This window comes from Streptomyces sp. A012304 (assembly GCF_026008495.1).
Lineage (GTDB): Bacteria > Actinomycetota > Actinomycetes > Streptomycetales > Streptomycetaceae > Streptomyces.
Genome location: NZ_BQUN01000057.1, coordinates 219,908 through 236,369, shown reverse-complemented (window position 1 = coordinate 236,369; position 16,462 = coordinate 219,908). Strand labels below are relative to the sequence as shown.

Annotated in this window: 16 protein-coding genes and 1 pseudogene; 14 read left to right on the top strand and 3 right to left on the bottom strand. The window is 71.3% G+C overall.

The features are described from left to right. The first annotated feature begins 136 nt into the window (after positions 1-136). The 12 genes and pseudogenes from ALMP_RS13395 to ALMP_RS13340 all read left to right on the top strand — a co-directional run bounded on the left by ALMP_RS13395 (position 137) and on the right by ALMP_RS13340 (position 10,616). Positions 137-1,273, top strand: coding sequence for an LLM class flavin-dependent oxidoreductase (locus ALMP_RS13395; protein ID WP_264927350.1), 1,137 nt, complete (start codon positions 137-139; stop codon positions 1,271-1,273). After that, a complete protein-coding gene (locus ALMP_RS13390; RefSeq protein ID WP_264927349.1) occupies positions 1,270-1,845 on the top strand; it encodes a GNAT family N-acetyltransferase in 576 nt (191 codons plus the stop codon). The genes ALMP_RS13395 and ALMP_RS13390 overlap by 4 nt, the downstream gene beginning before the upstream one ends. A gap of 3 nt (positions 1,846-1,848) precedes the next feature. Then, positions 1,849-2,811 (top strand): amino acid ABC transporter permease, encoded by a 963-nt coding sequence (locus ALMP_RS13385; RefSeq protein WP_264927348.1) that lies wholly within the window; start codon positions 1,849-1,851, stop codon positions 2,809-2,811. After that, complete coding sequence (locus tag ALMP_RS13380) at positions 2,808-3,626, top strand: amino acid ABC transporter ATP-binding protein (protein ID WP_309299468.1); 819 nt, start codon at positions 2,808-2,810, stop codon at positions 3,624-3,626. The genes ALMP_RS13385 and ALMP_RS13380 overlap by 4 nt, the downstream gene beginning before the upstream one ends. Positions 3,627-3,663: 37 nt before the next feature. After that, positions 3,664-4,647: an ABC transporter substrate-binding protein gene (locus tag ALMP_RS13375; RefSeq protein WP_264927346.1), complete on the top strand. Its 984-nt coding sequence runs from the start codon at positions 3,664-3,666 to the stop codon at positions 4,645-4,647. An 88-nt stretch (positions 4,648-4,735) separates the two neighbouring features. Beyond that, positions 4,736-5,302: an NADPH-dependent FMN reductase gene (ssuE, locus tag ALMP_RS13370; RefSeq protein ID WP_264927344.1), complete on the top strand. Its 567-nt coding sequence runs from the start codon at positions 4,736-4,738 to the stop codon at positions 5,300-5,302. 42 nt (positions 5,303-5,344) lie between these two features. Next, positions 5,345-5,488 (top strand): annotated as a pseudogene (locus tag ALMP_RS13365) (alkanesulfonate monooxygenase); the annotation flags it as partial. 103 nt (positions 5,489-5,591) lie between these two features. Next, positions 5,592-6,719 carry an LLM class flavin-dependent oxidoreductase gene (locus ALMP_RS13360; RefSeq protein WP_264927342.1) on the top strand — a complete coding sequence of 376 codons (1,128 nt, stop codon included), beginning with the start codon at positions 5,592-5,594 and terminating at the stop codon, positions 6,717-6,719. Between the two features lie 93 nt (positions 6,720-6,812). Next, positions 6,813-7,928, top strand: a complete 1,116-nt coding sequence (locus tag ALMP_RS13355; RefSeq protein WP_264927340.1) for a DUF5937 family protein — start codon at positions 6,813-6,815, stop codon at positions 7,926-7,928. A gap of 51 nt (positions 7,929-7,979) precedes the next feature. Further along, on the top strand, positions 7,980-9,260 hold the full coding sequence (locus ALMP_RS13350) for an MFS transporter (protein WP_264927338.1): 1,281 nt from the start codon (positions 7,980-7,982) through the stop codon (positions 9,258-9,260). 163 nt (positions 9,261-9,423) lie between these two features. Continuing rightward, positions 9,424-10,338 (top strand): HipA family kinase, encoded by a 915-nt coding sequence (locus ALMP_RS13345; protein WP_264927336.1) that lies wholly within the window; start codon positions 9,424-9,426, stop codon positions 10,336-10,338. Then, entirely contained in the window at positions 10,335-10,616 is a 282-nt protein-coding gene (locus tag ALMP_RS13340; protein WP_264927335.1) for a SelT/SelW/SelH family protein, read from the top strand. The genes ALMP_RS13345 and ALMP_RS13340 overlap by 4 nt, the downstream gene beginning before the upstream one ends. Positions 10,617-10,619: 3 nt before the next feature. On the opposite strand, the gene aceB is transcribed toward ALMP_RS13340, so the two are convergent. Both aceB and ALMP_RS13330 read right to left on the bottom strand, forming a co-directional pair. Further along, complete coding sequence (gene aceB / locus ALMP_RS13335; RefSeq protein WP_264927333.1) at positions 10,620-12,254, bottom strand: malate synthase A; 1,635 nt, start codon at positions 12,252-12,254, stop codon at positions 10,620-10,622. 187 nt (positions 12,255-12,441) lie between these two features. Continuing rightward, positions 12,442-13,041: an NTP transferase domain-containing protein gene (locus ALMP_RS13330; RefSeq protein WP_264927331.1), complete on the bottom strand. Its 600-nt coding sequence runs from the start codon at positions 13,039-13,041 to the stop codon at positions 12,442-12,444. A gap of 212 nt (positions 13,042-13,253) precedes the next feature. Between ALMP_RS13330 and ALMP_RS13325 the strand changes: the two genes are divergently transcribed. Further along, on the top strand, positions 13,254-13,544 hold the full coding sequence (locus ALMP_RS13325) for a DUF5955 family protein (RefSeq protein WP_264927330.1): 291 nt from the start codon (positions 13,254-13,256) through the stop codon (positions 13,542-13,544). A gap of 482 nt (positions 13,545-14,026) precedes the next feature. Here ALMP_RS13325 and ALMP_RS13320 read toward each other — a convergent pair whose 3' ends face one another. Next, positions 14,027-14,827: an IclR family transcriptional regulator gene (locus ALMP_RS13320; protein ID WP_264927329.1), complete on the bottom strand. Its 801-nt coding sequence runs from the start codon at positions 14,825-14,827 to the stop codon at positions 14,027-14,029. A 251-nt stretch (positions 14,828-15,078) separates the two neighbouring features. On the opposite strand from ALMP_RS13320, the gene allB reads away from it, so the two are divergent. Next, positions 15,079-16,419, top strand: a complete 1,341-nt coding sequence (allB, locus tag ALMP_RS13315) for an allantoinase AllB (protein WP_264927328.1) — start codon at positions 15,079-15,081, stop codon at positions 16,417-16,419. The last annotated feature ends 43 nt before the right edge of the window (positions 16,420-16,462 follow it).

The window sequence follows — 16,462 nt, the reverse complement described above, 5'->3', positions numbered from 1 at the left end:
AGCGCCGTCACACGCACTTACCCACTGTTTCCCAGCGCCCTGAGACGCCGTCACATTCGGCCGCGCCGAGGGCTGCTCCACCGTGCCCGCGCGTTCAACGCGGCCCGGCTCAAAAACTTGAGGAAAGGCCACACCCATGCCCGTGGAGTTCCTTGGCATCGCCGCCACCCACAACGGCTCCGAAACCACCCCGCGCTCCGGCGCGGCCTTCGACAAGGAGTACACGCTCCGGCTCGCCCGTGCGCACGAGGACCACGGCTGGGACCGGGTGCTGTTCGCCTACGGCTCCGGATCGCCCGACCCCGCACCGGCGGCCGCGTACATCGCGAGCAGGCTGGACCGTCTCCAGATCCTGCTCGCCCACCGGCCCAACGTCTCGTACCCGACCTTCGCCGCCAAGACCTTCGCCACCCTCGACCAGATCAGCGAGGGCCGTCTGACCGTGCACTTCATCACCGGCGGCAACGACCATGAGCAGGGTCGCGAGGGCGACACGCTCACCAAGGACGAGCGTTACACCCGGACCAGCGAGTACATCCGGATCGTCAAGAAGATCTGGACCTCCCGCGAGCCCTTCGACCACGAGGGCGAGCACTACCGCTTCCACGACTTCGTCAGCGACGTCTTCCCGGCCCAACAGCCCCGACCCGACGTCTCGTTCGGCGGCTCGTCGCCCGCCGCGTACGCCGCCGGAGGCGCGGAGGCCGACATCTACTGCCTGTGGGGCGAGCCCCTGGCGAAGACCGCCGACCAGATCGAGGCGGTGAAGGCCGCCGCGAAGGCCGCCGGCCGCACCGACGTGCCGCGTATCCAGGTGGCGTTCCGCCCGATCATCGCCCCGACCGAGGAACTGGCCTGGGAGAAGGCCCACCGCACGGTCGGCGCGATCAAGGCCCGCAAGGATAAGGGCGAGGCGATCACCAAGCGCCACAACGGCCACGCCCAGCCGCAGAACACGGGGTCGCAGCGGCTGATCGCCATCGCCGAGGCGGGGGAGCGCTACGACCGCGCCCTGTGGACCCCGACCGCCGCCGCCACCGGTGGCGCGGGCAACTCCAACGCCCTGGTCGGCACCCCGGAAACGGTCGCCCAGGCGCTCCTCGACTACTACGACCTCGGCGTCGACATCCTCTCCGCGCGCGGCTACGACCTCCTGGGCGACGCCATCGACTTCGGCAGGTACGTCATCCCGATCGTCCGGGAGGAGGTCGCCAAGCGCGACGCCGAGCGGGCCGCCCGCGGGACGCAGACCCTCGCGGCGGTGCGTGGATGACCTCCGTAGCGCAACCGCCGTCAGCGCCAGTGCAGTTGACGGTGATTCATGTCGCCCCGTCCGACCCCCGCGTGAGGCCCCTGCTGCGCGAACTCGGCCACGAGTACTCCACGCGCTACGGCAAGGACGCCCACGCCGAGATCGCCCGCTACCCCGACGAGGAGTTCACCCCGTCGTACGGCGGACTGCTCCTGCTGCTGCTGGAGCGCGGCGAGCCCGTCGCGGGCGGGGCCTTCCGCCGGTACGACGCGACCACGGCCGAGCTGAAGAGGATCTGGACGCACTCCGCCCACCGCCGACGCGGCCTCGCCCGACGCGTCGTCGCCGAGCTGGAGCGCGAGGCGAGCGCACGCGGCTACCGGCGGATCCACCTGACCACCGGACCGCGCCAGCCCGAGGCCCGCGGCCTGTACCTGGCCACCGGCTACACACCGCTGTTCGACACCGAGGCCGACCCGGAAACCATCGGCCCGCTGCCGTTCGAGAAGGACCTCGATGCCAAGCGGAAGGCGTGGGGCACCTCCGCCTCCGCGATCGACACGTCACGGATCAACCCGCCCGAGCACAGGTGACCCATGAGCAGCGACACCATCACAGAACCGGCCACCAAACCGGTCCAGGACCCGGCCGAGCTGAGGATCGTACCCGCCCGCCACTACGCCCGCTGGGCCGCCGGCGTCGCCGTGATCGTGCTGGTCGCCCAGTTCGCGCACGGTCTGGCCACGAACCCCGTCTGGGAGTGGAACGTCTTCCGGGACTACGTCTTCTCCGAGACGATCGTCCAGGCGGTGTGGGTGACCCTCCAGCTCACCGCCTACGCCACCGTCCTCGGCTTCCTCCTCGGCACTGTGCTCGCCTTCATGCGGCTCTCGCGCAGCCCGGTGCTGGCGACCGTCGCCTGGACCTACATCTGGATCTTCCGGTCCATCCCGATGATCGTCCAGCTGGTGTTCTGGTTCAACCTGAGCGCCCTATACGAGGAGTTGGGCCTCGGCATCCCCTTCGGCCCGGTGTTCTGGTCCGTCGACAGCAACACCCTCATCGGCACCATCGGCGCCGCCGTCATCGGGCTGTCGCTGCACCAGGCCGCGTACGCCGCCGAGATCGTCCGCGGCGGCGTCCTCTCCGTCGACCACGGGCAACTGGAGGCCGCCGCGGCGCTGGGCATCCCCCGGCTGCGGCAGATCCGCCGGATCGTGCTGCCGCAGGCCATGCGCGCCATCCTGCCCACGGCCGGCAACGAGATCATCGGCCTGCTCAAGGGCACGTCGGTGGTCTACGTGATGTCCATCGGCGAGCTGTTCTACCAGGTCCAGGTGATCTACGGCCGCAACGGCCGGGTGATCCCACTGCTGCTGGTCGCCACCGCCTGGTACGTGGTCCTCACCTCCCTGCTGTCGATCGCGCAGTACTACGTGGAGCGCCGCTACGCCCGCGGCGCCAACCGCACCCCGCCCCCCACCCCGCTCCAGCGCGTCGGGCGCTTCGTGGCCACCCGACGACTCGCGGCCACCCGACAACTGCCGGAGAAGACATGAACGACGTCATGGTCGACGTCCACGGCGTCCACAAGAGCTTCGGCCCGCTGGAAGTGCTGCGCGGTGTCGACCTCCAGGTCCGGGCCGGTGAGGTCACCGTGATCCTCGGCCCGTCCGGCTCCGGCAAGTCCACGCTGCTGCGGACCATCAACCACCTGGAGAAGGTCGATCGCGGCTGGATCAGCATCGACGGCGAGCTCATCGGCTACCGCCGCTCCGAAGACAGAAGGGCCACCCGAAGGGCCCCGGTCGAGGGTGGTGGTGGGCGACGGGCGGGAAAGCTGCGCGAGTTGAAGGAGAAAGAGGTCCTGAAGCAGCGCACCCACATCGGGTTCGTGTTCCAGAACTTCAACCTGTTCCCGCATCTGACCGTGCTGGAGAACCTGGTCGAGGCCCCGGTCTCCGCGCTGCGCCGCCCGCGCAAGGACGCCGAGGAGGCTGCCCGCCGCCTGCTGGACCGGGTCGGCCTCGCCGACAGGACCGACGCCTATCCGCGGCAGCTGTCCGGGGGCCAGCAGCAGCGCGTGGCCATCGCCCGCGCACTGGCCCTCGAACCCAAGGTGCTGCTCTTCGACGAGCCCACCTCGGCACTGGACCCGGAACTGGTCGGCGAAGTCCTCGACGTCATCAAGGATTTGGCCCGCACCGGAACCACCATGGTCGTCGTGACCCACGAGATCGGCTTCGCCCGCGAGGTCGCCGACACGGTGGTGTTCATGGACGGCGGTGTCGTCGTGGAGCAGGGGCCGCCCGCGGCCGTCCTGGACACCCCGCGGCACGAGCGCACCCGCGCCTTCCTCTCCAAGGTCCTCTGACCACCCCTCACCCTTTCCCTGAGCAAGGAGCACGACCGTGTCCACCTCGATCACCCGCCGCACGACCGCGGCCGCGCTCGGACTGACCGCCGCCCTCCTCCTCGCCGCCTGCGGCAACCCCGACGACGGCGGCACGACCGAGGTCGCGGCCACATCGGGCGGCAAGACGAAGATCAACATCAGCCCGGACCAGGACCGCGTCACCACCGCCAAGGTCGACTCCATAGCCGCCGAGGTCCCGGAGAGGATCCGCAAGAGAGGCACCCTGGAGGTCGTCGACTCCTCCGGCTCGGCGGCGCCGCTGACCTTCTACGCCACCGACAACAAGACCGTCATCGGTGTCGAGCCCGACATCGCCTCCCTGGTCGCCGACGTGCTCGGCCTCGAACTGCGCATCAACACGGTCTCCTGGGAGAACATCTTCGTGGGCCTCGACAGCGCCAAGTACGACGTCGGTTTCAGCAACATCACCGTCACCGAGGAGCGCAAGGAGAAGTACGACTTCGCCACCTACCGTGAGGACAACCTGGGCTTCGAGGCGAAGAAGGGCAGCGGCCTGAAGGTCACCGGGCCCGAGGACGTGGCGGGCAGGACCGTCGCCGTGGGCAGCGGCACCAACCAGGAGAAGCTGCTCATCGAGTGGAGCAAGGAGAACGAGAAGGCCGGCCGCGAGCCGGTGGACATCAAGTACTACCAGAACGACAGCGACACCTACCTCGCCCTCCAGTCCGGCCGGATCGACCTCTACCTCGGCCCCAACCCGACCGCCGCCTACCACGCGGCCACCACCGGGAAAACGGAGGTGGTCGGCGTGTACTCCGGTGCCGGCTCCACCCTCCAGGGCCTCATCGCGGCCACCACCAAGAAGGACAGCGGCCTGGTCAAGCCGCTCGCCGACGCGCTCGACGAGGTCATCGAGAACGGCACCTACGCGAAGGTGCTTCAGCGGTGGGGCCTGTCCGACGAGGCCGTGACCAAGTCCGAGATCAACCCGCCCGGCCTGCCCAAGACCGACAAGTAGCCGTCGCGGGACGCGGGGCCGCAGCACGCCGCACCACTCGGCCCCGCACCGCCGACCCACGAAACCTCACGCCCCCGAAGGATCCGCCATGGCCACCGTCCTGTCCGTCTCCGGAAGCCCCTCCGCCACCTCCCGTACCGCCCGGCTGCTGCGCCACCTGGACCTGCGGCTCACGGCCCAGGGGCACGACGTGATCCCCCTGGACGTCCGCACCGTCCCCGCCGAGGCCCTGCTCGGCGCCGACTTCCGGCACCCGGCGATCGTGGAGGCGACCGAGCTGTTCGCTCGCGCCGACGGGGTCGTGATCGGCACACCCGTCTACAAGGCCGCCTACTCCGGGCTGCTGAAGTCCCTGCTGGACCTGCTGCCGCAGTACGCCCTGGCCGGCAAGACGGTCCTTCCGCTGGCGACCGGCGGGACCACGGCGCACGTCCTGGCGATCGACTACGCCCTGCGTCCCGTGCTCAGTTCCATGGGCGCCGCGCACATCGTCCAGGGCTGGTTCACGCTCGACAAGGACATCGCGGTGGGCGACGACCGCACCCTGACCGTCGCGCCGGGCCCGGCCGAGGCCCTCGCCCAGGTCGTCGACCGGTTCTCCGAAGCGCTCGGCGGCCGTACGGCCCTGCCGGCGGCCACCGGACGAGCGGCCTGACCGAGACCGCCGGCCACGACGAGCGAAAGGCGTGAGCCCCGAGTGAGCCTCACCTTCCACTGGTTCCTGCCCACCAACGGCGACAGCCGTCACGTCGTCGGCGGCCACGGCACTCCGGTCGCCGCGACCGGAGGCGACCGGCCGCCGGGCATCGGCCACCTCACCCAGATCGCACGCGCCGCCGAAGCCGCACCCGAACAAAAACCCGCATCCGGGCCGGGACCCCGACCTGAGCCCGAGGCCCCGTCCGCAGCCGCGCCCACCGACCGCTGAGGAGCAACACCCGACCATGTCCGGCATCCCTCTCGGGGTCCTCGACCTCGTCCCGATCACGTCCGGATCCACCGCCGCCGACGCCCTGCGCAACACCATCGACCTCGCCCGGCAGACCGAGCGTTTCGGCTACACCCGTTACTGGTTCGCCGAGCACCACCTCAACCCCGGCGTGGCCGGGACCTCTCCCGCCGTCGTGCTGGCCCTGACCGCCTCCGCGACCTCCACGATCAGGATCGGTTCCGGGGCCGTACAGCTCGGTCACCGCACCGCCCTGTCCACCGTCGAGGAGTTCGGCCTGATCGACGCCCTGCACCCCGGGCGACTCGACCTGGGCCTCGGCCGCTCGGGCGGACGTCCCCCCGGGCAGACGGCCGGGCCCCGGCCGACCACGACCCCCGTCGTCGACGGGCGAGCCCCCAACGGGCTGAGGATCCCACCACGGTTCTCCCCCGAGCACCTGATCGGTTCGCCTCGTTTCCTGCTCCAGCAGCAGCTCCTGCGCCAGCCCGGCGCCGCCCCCCAGGGCTACGGCGAACAGGTCGAGGACATCCTCGCGCTCCTGCGCGGCGACTACCGCTCCACGGACGGGATCGCGGCGCACGCCGTCCCCGGTGAGGGAGCCGAGGTGCAGGTATGGATCCTGGGCAGCAGTGGCGGACAGAGTGCCGACGTCGCAGGCCGCAACGGCCTGCGCTTCGCCGCCAATTACCACGTCAGCCCGGCCACCGTACTGGAGGCGGCCGAGGGCTACCGCGCCGCGTTCAAGCCGTCCGACCACCTCGACAAGCCCTACATCAGCGTCTCCGCCGACGTCGTCGTCGCGGAGGACGACGAGACCGCCCGCGAACTGGCCACCGGCTACGGCCTGTGGGTCCGCAGCATCCGCACCGCCGAGGGCGCCATCCCCTTCCCGACCCCCGAGCAGGCCCGCGCCCACACCTGGACCGAGGTGGACCGGGCACTGGTCGCCGACCGCGTCGACACCCAGTTCGTCGGCTCTCCGGGGCGCGTCGCCGACCAGCTCGAACAACTGCGGGAGGCCACCGGCGCCGACGAGCTGCTCATCACCACCATCACCCACGACCACGCCGACCGGGTGCGCTCCTACCGCCTCCTGGCAGAGGAGTGGCAACGCCGCTGACTTTCGACATCGTCGCAATCGTCGCAATCGTCGATCACCCATCCGCGCGGCGCGGCTACCGCAGCGGACGCCGTGCGGCAAGGATGACGAGTCATGACGATCGTGTTCCGGCTGCCTGCCGGCGGTGCGGAGCGGGTGGGGTTCGCCTACTCGCCGGCGATGGAAGCCGTACTGAGTCTCCATGTGCTGGTGGAGCCCAAGCACCACCCCGTCCAGCACGGCTGGGTGCGTGCGATGCGCAGGCTGTCCCCGGCGCTGAAGCGGGAGATCGAGGCGTTCTCCTTCGCCGTGCGCTCGTACTTCCCCGAGTTCCTCTTTCCGCGGCCGACCGGCGGGCTGGCGGACTTCGGCAGCGAACTGGCCCATCTGCGCACGGCGGATCCGGAACTGGTCCGTCTGGAGTTCGCCGTCCCGCTGCTCACCCCATGGCCGGGCGGCGGCGAAGGCAGGGATCCGCGGGTTCTGGGTGAACCGGAGGTACGCAGCCTGCTGCGGGAACGAGCGTTGCGGGAAAGCGACGAAGCGATGGCCGCGATGCTCCTGCATGACCCCCGCGCGCTGCTCGAACGATTCCTGAGCATGCTGGAGCGCTACTGGCGGGAGGCGTTCGAGGAGGAATGGGCCCGGCTCGAACCCGAACTGGCCGCCGGCGTCAGCGAGGCCGGGCACCAGATCGAGCGGCGCGGCCTGTACGGGATGCTCCGTGGCCTGTGGCCGGAGGTACGCAGTGATCCGCAGGCCGAGCGCTTCTGGCTGGAGCGACCGCACGACCACGAGGTCGTCATCGGCCCGGACGACACACTCGTGCTCGCCCCCAGCGCCTATGTCTGGCCGCACGTGCGGGTCAACTGCGACGGTCCCTGGCCCCTCGGACTGGTCTTCCCCCTCTCCTCGATCGCCCGGGAAGCCCGACCGAGGATCCCCCCGGCGCAACTCGTCGGCATCCTCCGGGCGCTCGCCGACGACACCCGCCTGCGCGCCCTGCGACTGATCGCCGAACGGCCTCGCAGCACCCAGGAGTTGGCGCCGCTCGTCGGTGTCAGTGAGGCCGCGCTCTCCAAGCACCTGCGCGTCCTGGCGGACGCCGGCGTGCTCGAACGCCGCCGCGAAGGCTATTACGTCCTGTACCGGCTCGTCCCCGGACAGGTGGCGGGCCTTGCCCCCAGCCTGGAAAGCTTCCTCCACGGCACCGGCATGGGCACTGATTAGCCATCTGCCTAATAAGTGGATCAGCGCTCGAGGAGATCCGACAGTGGCCGCATGTCACTGCTGAGGGACCGCGACTTCCTGCTTCTCTTCGCCGGTCAGGGCGTCTCACGCTTCGGCGACGGCCTGTACACCGCCGCGACCGCCTGGCTGGCCTGGTCACTGACGAAGGATCCGACGGCCGTTGCTCTGGTCAGCGTCTCCGCGTTCGCTCCCGCGTTCCTGGCCACGTTCGTCGTCGCCTCGTACGCCGACCGTTACGACCGCCGGAAGCTGATGATCGCCACCGACCTGGCCCGGGTCGCCGTGGTGGCCGTGGCCGTGGCGCTGCTGTCCCTCGGCCTGCTGGACCTGCCCCTGCTCGTGGCGACAACGGCCTTGCTGGCTTTGATCGGTGCCCCGTTCGCCCCCGCCCGCAACGCCATCGTCCCGCAGATCGTGCCGGCCGACCGGCTCCAGCAGGCCAACGGGCTTCTGCAAGTCGCCTTCCGGGCCGCCTTCTTCGTCGGCCCGCTCATGCTCGCGCCGCTGCTGGCCTACGGCTCGATGAAGTCGGCGCTGGTGGTCAACGGGCTGACCTTCATGGCCTCGGCCGCTGCCGTGGCCGCCATCCGCGTGACCCGCCCCTCCTCCACCGGCGGTCAGGCGGGGCTGTGGTCCGATCTCGCCGCCGGGCTCACGGCCGTGCGGGCCGCTCCGGACGTGCTGGTGGTCATCGTGACCTTCGTGCTCGCCCTCGCCCTGACCAACGGTTTCCTGACCGTCGGACTGGTCGCTGTCGTGGGGCAGGGCGGCCAGTACGGTCTGCTGCTGGGTGTCGCCGGGGTCGCCGAGGTGGTGGGCGCCCTGCTGCTCGCCGGTCTGCGGATCCGCGGACTCGCCCTGGCCGCGGTGCTGGCCTGGGCCGTGCTCGGAATTTTCCGGGCTCCGCTGGGGATGGTCACCTCCGGTGCCGTGGCCGCGGTTCTTCTCATCGCCACCGGGCTGGCTTCGGCCCTCACCGACATCCCGTTGATCGCACTGGTGCAGCAGCGCATTCCCAGCCACCATCTGGCGAAGGCGCTGGGTCTGTGGGAGGCCGGGGTCGCCGGAGCGCTGGCGGTTTCCCCGTTCGTGGCCTCGACCGCCATCACGCTCGCCGGAGTCAGGGACGCCTTCCTGCTCTCGGGCGCCGCCCTCGTCGTACTGGCCGTGACCGCCACGCTGATCCTCGCCCGGTACGGGGGCGCCTCCCGCTCGGGCGAAGTCGGGAGTGGGGGAGCACAGCAGCCCGAGCAGCGTTCCTGCGGGCCCGTGTCAGCAGATGCGGGACCTCGGCCGGAGTCACCCGCCTGAAGCCCAGCAGTGTCGGCGGGCCGTGCCGCCGGCAGTGCGCGGAGGTCGCCGCAGCGGGCACCCCGGTTACTATGCTCACTTCATGCCGGAGGCCGGAAGCGCCGTTGCGTGCCTCCGGGCTGAGACTGGATTCCAAGGCTGAAGAGGCGGATGGCGTGGGAAAATGCTGAGAGAGGTCCTCGCAACCCGCTACGTCGAACCCCTCCGCTCCGGCGGCTCCGTCCCCGGCGTCGTCGAGGCCGACGACCTCGGCACGTACGTCGTGAAGTTCACCGGCTCCGCGCAGGGCCGCAAGGCGCTGGTCGCCGAGGTGATCGTGGGGGAACTGGCCCGGGCCCTCGGGCTGCGCTTCCCGGAGCTGGTCCTGGTCCACTTCGATCCCGCGCTCGGCGCCGACGAACCGCACCAGGAGGTGCGCGGCCTCCTCGACGCCAGCCCCGGCCGCAACCTCGGCATGGACTATCTGCCGGGCGCCGGGGACTTCACCCCGGAGCTCGCGAAGTCCTTCCGCGTCGACCCGCTGGAGGCGGGCCGGATCGTCTGGCTGGACGCCCTCACCGTCAACGTGGACCGCACGGTGCACAGCTCCAACCTGATGGTCTGGCCGACGTTCGGCACGGTCCCGCCGCGCCTGTGGCTGATCGACCACGGCGCCGCCCTCGTCTTCCACCACCGCTGGGACGGCTCCGACCCGGCCAAGGCGTACGACTTCCGCCATCACGCCCTCGGCCACTACGGGCCCGATGTGCGGGCCGCCGACGCCGAGCTGGCCCCCCGGGTGACGCTCGACCTGCTGCGCGAGGTCACGGCGGCCGTCCCGGACGCCTGGCTGACGGACGACCCGGCGTTCGCCACGCCCGACGCGGCCCGGAGCGCGTACGTCGAGTACCTCCACGCGCGCGTGCGGGCCTCCGCGGCCTGGCTGCCCACCGACTTCCCGACCCGGGAGGAGCTCGCCGCCGAGGAGGCCCTGCGGGCGGCGCGTACACAGAAGGGCCGGCCGGACTGGCTCAAGCGGGTCCCCGACCTGCACGGCAAGCCGGCGGCGGAACAGGATTGGTCGGTGCACCTCGGATGAGTGACCCCCAGCGCGTACAGATCGAGTACTGCACGCAGTGCCGCTGGCTGCCGCGTGCCGCCTGGCTGGCGCAGGAGCTGCTGACGACCTTCGAGGAGGAGCTGACCGAGCTGGCCCTCAAGCCCGGCAAGGGCGGGGTCTTCGTGGTCCGCGTCAACGACGAGGTCGTCTGGGACCGCCGCGAGCAGGGCTTCCCCGAGCCGACGGCCGTCAAGCGGGTCGTGCGCGACCGAGTGGCCCCGGGGAAGTCCCTGGGCCACTCGGACCGGTCGGCGTGAGCGTCAGCCGGCGAGCTGCTCGTAGGCGGGGAGGGTGAGGAAGTCCGCGTAGTCCTCGTCGAGGGCGACCTTCAGCAGCAGGTCGTGGGCCTGCTGCCAGTGGCCGGCGACGAAGGCCTCCTCGCCGATCTCGGCGCGGATGTTCGCCAGCTCCTCGGCGGCGACCTCGCGGGCGAGTTCCGGGGTGGCCTTGATCGTGTTCCCGCCGTGCTCGAACTCGACGCCCGCGTTGATCCACTGCCAGATCTGCGAGCGGGAGATCTCGGCGGTGGCCGCGTCCTCCATGAGGTTGAAGATGGCGACCGCGCCCAGCCCGCGCAGCCAGGCCTCGATGTACCGGATGCCGACCTGCACGGCGTTGACCAGACCGTCGTACGTCGGCCGCGCTTGCAGCGAGTCGATCGCGATCAGGTCGGCCGCCTTGACGTCGACGTCCTCCCGCAGCCGGTCCTTCTGGTTCGGCCGGTCGCCGAGGACCCGGTCGAAGGACTCCATGGCGATCGGCACCAGGTCGGGGTGGGCGACCCAGGAGCCGTCGAAACCGTCGTTCGCCTCACGGTCCTTGTCGGCGCGGACCTTCTCGAAGGCGACCTTGTTGACCTCGGGATCCTTGCGGGACGGGATGAAGGCCGCCATGCCGCCGATGGCGTGCGCGCCGCGCTTGTGGCAGGTGCGCACGAGGAGTTCGGTGTACGCGCGCATGAACGGCGCCGTCATCGTGACCGCGTTGCGGTCCGGCAGGACGAACCTCGGCCCGCCGTCACGGAAGTTCTTGACGATGGAGAACAGGTAGTCCCAGCGGCCGGCGTTCAGCCCGGAGGCGTGGTCGCGCAGTTCGTAGAGGATCTCCTCCATCTCGTACGCGGCGGTGATGGTCTCGATGAGGACGGTGGCCCGGATGGTGCCCTGCGGGATGCCGACGTAGTCCTGCGCGAAGACGAACACCTCGTTCCAGAGGCGGGCCTCCAGGTGCGACTCGGTCTTCGGGAGGTAGAAGTACGGGCCCTTGCCGAGGTCGAGCAGGCGCTGGGCGTTGTGGAAGAGGTACAGGCCGAAGTCGACGAAGGCGCCGGGCACCTGGGCGCCGTTCTCGTCGACCAGGTGGCGCTCGTTCAGATGCCAGCCGCGCGGGCGCATGACGACGGTGGCGAGCTCGTCGTCGGCCTTGAGGGCGTACGACTTGCCGGACCTCGGATCGGTGAAGTCGATGTTCCGGGTGTAGGCGTCGATCAGGTTGAGCTGGCCGAGGACGACGTTCTCCCAGGTGGGGGCCGAGGCGTCCTCGAAGTCGGCGAGCCACACCTTGGCGCCCGAGTTCAGGGCGTTGATGGTCATCTTGCGGTCGGTGGGGCCGGTGATCTCCACCCGGCGGTCGTCGAGGGCCGCGGGGGCCGGGGCGACCTTCCAGGAGTCGTCCGCACGGATCGCGGCGGTCTCCGGGAGGAAGTCGAGGCGGGAGGTGCGGGCGATCTCGGCGCGGCGCTCGGCGCGGCGGGCGAGGAGTTCGTCACGGCGCGGCGTGAACCGCCGGTGCAGCTCGGCCACGAAGGCGAGGGCCGCCTCGGTGAGGACCTCCTCCTGCCGGGGCAAGGGCTCGGCGTCGACGATGGCCAGCGGGGACGGCGCTGGTGCGGACATGAGCTGTCACTTCCTTCAGCGAGCCTGGCACCGGGTGCCAGAAGATCCGGGTCGGGCGAGAAACGCCCGGGAAACAGCCGAGCGCTTCTGAAAAATGGATACTAGTTTCCTCATCGTGGAAGTTCAATGGTTTGTTGATGTCGAGATTCTCCGGGTCGAGGGAAGACGGCGCCGCGTGCCACGCCGTTCACTCAAGGTGTCCGAGATCGTCGGGGGTGTCGATGTCGTACGGCCGGGCCACGTCCCCGCACTCGACGAGTGTGATCGCCTCCTCGTGGGCCTTCAGATAGCCGCGTGCCCCCCGGTCGCCGGTCGCGGTCGCCGCCACGCCGGCCCAGTGCGCGGCCCCGAACAGCACGGGATGCCCGCGCAGCCCGTCGTAGGCGGCCGACACCAGCGACGACTCGTCCCGGTACGCGGCCCGCACCCGCCGGGCCGCCTCCGCGCCGATGCCCGGCTGGTCCACCAGCGACACCAGTACGGCCCGTGCGCCGGACCCGGCCAGGGAGTCCAGGCCGGCCCGCAGCGAACCGCCCATGCCTTGCTCCCAGCGCGGGTTCACCACGACCACGCACCCCTCCAGCCGCGCCCGTTCCCGTACGGCGTCGGCGGCGGCCCCGAGGACCACGTGCACGCGCGTGCAGCCGGCCGCGCGCAGCACCTCCACCGCGTGCTCCACCAGCGGGCGCCCGTGGTGCGTCAACAGCGCCTTGGGTCTGCCGCCGAGGCGCCGGCCCCCGCCCGCGGCGAGAAGCAGACCGGCCACCTGGTCTTCCGTGTGCGTCATGGGTTCTGCATACCTGAAGCGGCGGCGGCCGCGCGGTTCCCAAGGCTGAATTTCGGTCCGCACGGTGGCGGAGCCGGTCCGGAAGGCGTTTACTGACCCGCGGTCCCTCGGCGGCCGACCATCGCCACGGGGACGGCCGGGGGGCAGGACGACGTGCGCACGGCGACGTGCGCGGGGGGAGAGCTGTGTTGCGGAGCTTGGGGCAGAGGCCAGTGACCGGCAGCGACGAGGACCCGAGGGTGGTGGAACTGCGCACGGCGGTCTCCCGCCTGCGCCGTGAACTCGCGGCCCATCCGGCGGAGTTCCCTGACCGGGTCATCGCCGAGGACGAACTCGCCGCACTCGCCGCGATGGCGACCCACGGCGTCCCGGAAGTACCCCGCCTGCGCCGTTCCCTGCTGCTGATCGCCGGCGCGATCGGCTCGGTGAGCGCGCTGTCACGGGGCCTGTCGGACGTCCGGGACGCGGTGGAACTGTTCGGAGAGCCGGAGCGGGGCCGGTAGCCCGAGACCCGACCGCCGCACGCCGCGCCCGCCGCGCGGTTGACGCGGCTGGGTGCGCCGTGAAGGCGGCTGGTGCGTTGTCGGGGGCCTGCGCCGTGTCGTAGGGCGCCCGTGCCCCATCGGCCGGGACCGCGCCGACAGGGACGGCCGCGGCCTCCGGACAGCCGTACCGGGCCCACGGCCCACCGGCAGTGCCGCGCCCGGCAAGGGTCGGTGGGTTCTTCCCCGCCGTCGGACCCGCTCCGCCCGTGACGGTGCCGGGTTCGGGTTCGGCGGTCGCCCCGCGCCCGGTGGCTGTGTGGCGCCCGCTGGCAGCGCCCCGCCCGACGGCCGAGCCGGCCCGACGGACCGTCGGCCCACAGGGGCCCTGCCGGGCCGCTGGAACCGTCCCTGCGCCCTCGCGGACCCGCCCCGCGCCCTTCAATGTCGCGTCCCGCGCGACGGTGCCGCCAGGTGACCGCCGCCGCGCCCTGCGGGCCCGCTCAGCCCACCGTCCCGCCCGTGCTCGTCAGGGCCGTCGACAGGTCTGCCGCGACTTCCTTCAGTACCGGCACGATTTTTTCCGTGGCGGAGTCGGTGACGCGGCCGGCCGGGCCGGAGATCGAGATGGCTGCCGCGGTGGGGGAGTCGGGGACCGAGACCGCGAGGCAGCGGACGCCGATCTCCTGTTCGTTGTCGTCGACGGCGTAGCCCTGGTCGCGCACGGCCTTGAGGGCGGCCAGGAAGCCGTCCGGCGTGGTGATCGTCTTCTCCGTCGCGGCGGGCATGCCGGTGCGCCGGAGAAGGGCGCGGACCTCGTCGTCCGGGAAGCCGGCGAGCAGCGCCTTGCCGACGCCCGTGGAGTGCGGCAGGACGCGCCGGCCGACCTCGGTGAACATGCGCATCGAGTGCTTGGACGGCACCTGCGCCACGTACACGATCTCGTCGCCGTCGAGCAGCGCCATGTTCGCCGTCTCGCCGGTCTCCTCGACCAGCCGGGCCAGGTAGGGGCGGGCCCAGGTGCCCAGCAGCCGGGAGGCGGACTCTCCGAGGCGGATCAGGCGCGGCCCGAGCGCGTAACGGCGGTTGGTCTGCTGGCGGACGTACCCGCAGGCGACCAGGGTGCGCATCAGTCGGTGGATGGTGGGCAGCGGCAGCCCGCTGGTCGCGGACAGCTCGCTCAGGCCGACCTCGCCGCCCGCGTCGGCCATCCGCTCCAGCAGATCGAAGGCGCGCTCGAGGGACTGGACCCCTCCGCCGGCGGACTTGGCGGAGTCGGTGGTGCTGGCGCTGGACGTCGGCACGGCGCGTTCCTTTCGAAACTGGCGGGAAGAGCTGAAGCCTACCCGGCGGTCGGTTGACTCCTCGCTTGTGCGTAGCTACGTTCTGTCTGCCGAAATGATAATTCCGCTTTGTGGAAACATCCAGAGTGGCGGAGGTGGGGCACTGTGGAGAAGTGTGCCCTTGACGGGGTGCGGGCGGGAGTGAAGACTCCTTCAACAGAACGTTGAATTCCGTTACGTGGAAGTTAACGGCGGCAGAGAGGGGCCCCCGGGTGTCCGACGCTGAACTGGTGCTGCGCTCGACGCGTGTCATCACTCCGGAAGGGACGCGCGCCGCCTCGGTCGCCGTCGCGGCGGGACGGATCACGGCCGTCCTGCCCCACGACGCGCCCGTCCCCGCCGGCGCCCGCCTGGAGGACCTCGGCGACCACGTCCTGCTGCCCGGCCTCGTCGACACACACGTGCACGTCAACGACCCCGGCCGCACCCACTGGGAAGGCTTCTGGACCGCCACGCGCGCGGCGGCGGCCGGCGGCATCACCACCCTCGTCGACATGCCCCTCAACTCCCTCCCGCCGACCACGACGGTCGACCACCTGCGCACCAAGCAGCGGGTCGCCGCCGACAAGGCCCACATCGACATCGGCTTCTGGGGCGGCGCCCTGCCCGACAACGTCAAGGACCTCCGCCCGCTGCACGAGGCGGGCGTCTTCGGCTTCAAGGCCTTCCTCTCCCCGTCCGGCGTCGACGAGTTCCCGCACCTGGACCAGGAGAGACTCGCCCGCTCCCTCGCCGAGATCGCCGGCTTCGACGGCCTGCTGATCGTGCACGCCGAGGACCCGCACCACCTGGACGCCGCCCCGCAGCAGGGCGGCCCCAAGTACGCCGACTTCCTCGCCAGCCGCCCCCGCGACGCCGAGGACACCGCCGTCGCGCACCTCGTCGCCCAGGCCCGCCGCCTCGACGCGCGCGTGCACGTCCTGCACCTCTCCTCGTCCGACGCGCTGCCGCTGATCGCCGCGGCCAAGGCGGAGGGCGTGCGCGTCACCGTGGAGACCTGCCCGCACTACCTGACCCTCACCGCCGAGGAAGTCCCGGACGGCGCGAGCGAGTTCAAGTGCTGCCCGCCCATCCGGGAGGCCGCCAACCAGGACCTGCTCTGGCAGGCGCTGGCCGACGGCACCATCGACTGCGTGGTCACCGACCACTCCCCGTCCACCGCCGACCTCAAGACCGACGACTTCGCCACCGCCTGGGGCGGCATCTCCGGCCTCCAGCTCAGCCTGTCGGCCGTCTGGACCGAGGCGCGCCGGCGGGGGCACGGCCTGGAGGACGTGGTCCGCTGGATGTCCACGCACACGGCACGGCTCGTCGGCCTCGACGACCGCAAGGGCGCCATCGCGGCGGGCCGTGACGCCGACTTCGCCGTCCTCGCGCCCGACGAGACGTTCACCGTCGACCCCGCGGCCCTCCACCACCGCAACCAGGTCACGGCCTACGCCGGCCGGACCCTGTACGGCGTCGTGAAGTCCACCTGGCTGCGCGGCGAACGCGTCCACGCCGACGGCGAGTTCACCGCTCCGAGGGGCCGTCTGCTGACCCGGGACCACTGAGCCACCCACCCGCACCGGCCGACCTCGAAAGGACGACCTGATC

Excerpts from the sequence above, each read along its gene's own strand:
- ALMP_RS13395 (WP_264927350.1), top strand. The coding sequence starts at position 137 with ATGCCCGTGGAGTTCCTTGGCATCGCCGCCACCCACAACGGCTCCGAA.
- ALMP_RS13390 (WP_264927349.1), top strand. The coding sequence starts at position 1,270 with ATGACCTCCGTAGCGCAACCGCCGTCAGCGCCAGTGCAGTTGACGGTG.
- ALMP_RS13385 (WP_264927348.1), top strand. The coding sequence starts at position 1,849 with ATGAGCAGCGACACCATCACAGAACCGGCCACCAAACCGGTCCAGGAC.
- ALMP_RS13380 (WP_309299468.1), top strand. The coding sequence starts at position 2,808 with ATGAACGACGTCATGGTCGACGTCCACGGCGTCCACAAGAGCTTCGGC.
- ssuE (WP_264927344.1), top strand. The coding sequence starts at position 4,736 with ATGGCCACCGTCCTGTCCGTCTCCGGAAGCCCCTCCGCCACCTCCCGT.
- ALMP_RS13360 (WP_264927342.1), top strand. The coding sequence starts at position 5,592 with ATGTCCGGCATCCCTCTCGGGGTCCTCGACCTCGTCCCGATCACGTCC.
- ALMP_RS13355 (WP_264927340.1), top strand. The coding sequence starts at position 6,813 with ATGACGATCGTGTTCCGGCTGCCTGCCGGCGGTGCGGAGCGGGTGGGG.
- ALMP_RS13350 (WP_264927338.1), top strand. The coding sequence starts at position 7,980 with ATGTCACTGCTGAGGGACCGCGACTTCCTGCTTCTCTTCGCCGGTCAG.
- ALMP_RS13345 (WP_264927336.1), top strand. The coding sequence starts at position 9,424 with ATGCTGAGAGAGGTCCTCGCAACCCGCTACGTCGAACCCCTCCGCTCC.
- ALMP_RS13340 (WP_264927335.1), top strand. The coding sequence starts at position 10,335 with ATGAGTGACCCCCAGCGCGTACAGATCGAGTACTGCACGCAGTGCCGC.
- aceB (WP_264927333.1), bottom strand. The coding sequence starts at position 12,254 with ATGTCCGCACCAGCGCCGTCCCCGCTGGCCATCGTCGACGCCGAGCCC.
- ALMP_RS13330 (WP_264927331.1), bottom strand. The coding sequence starts at position 13,041 with ATGACGCACACGGAAGACCAGGTGGCCGGTCTGCTTCTCGCCGCGGGC.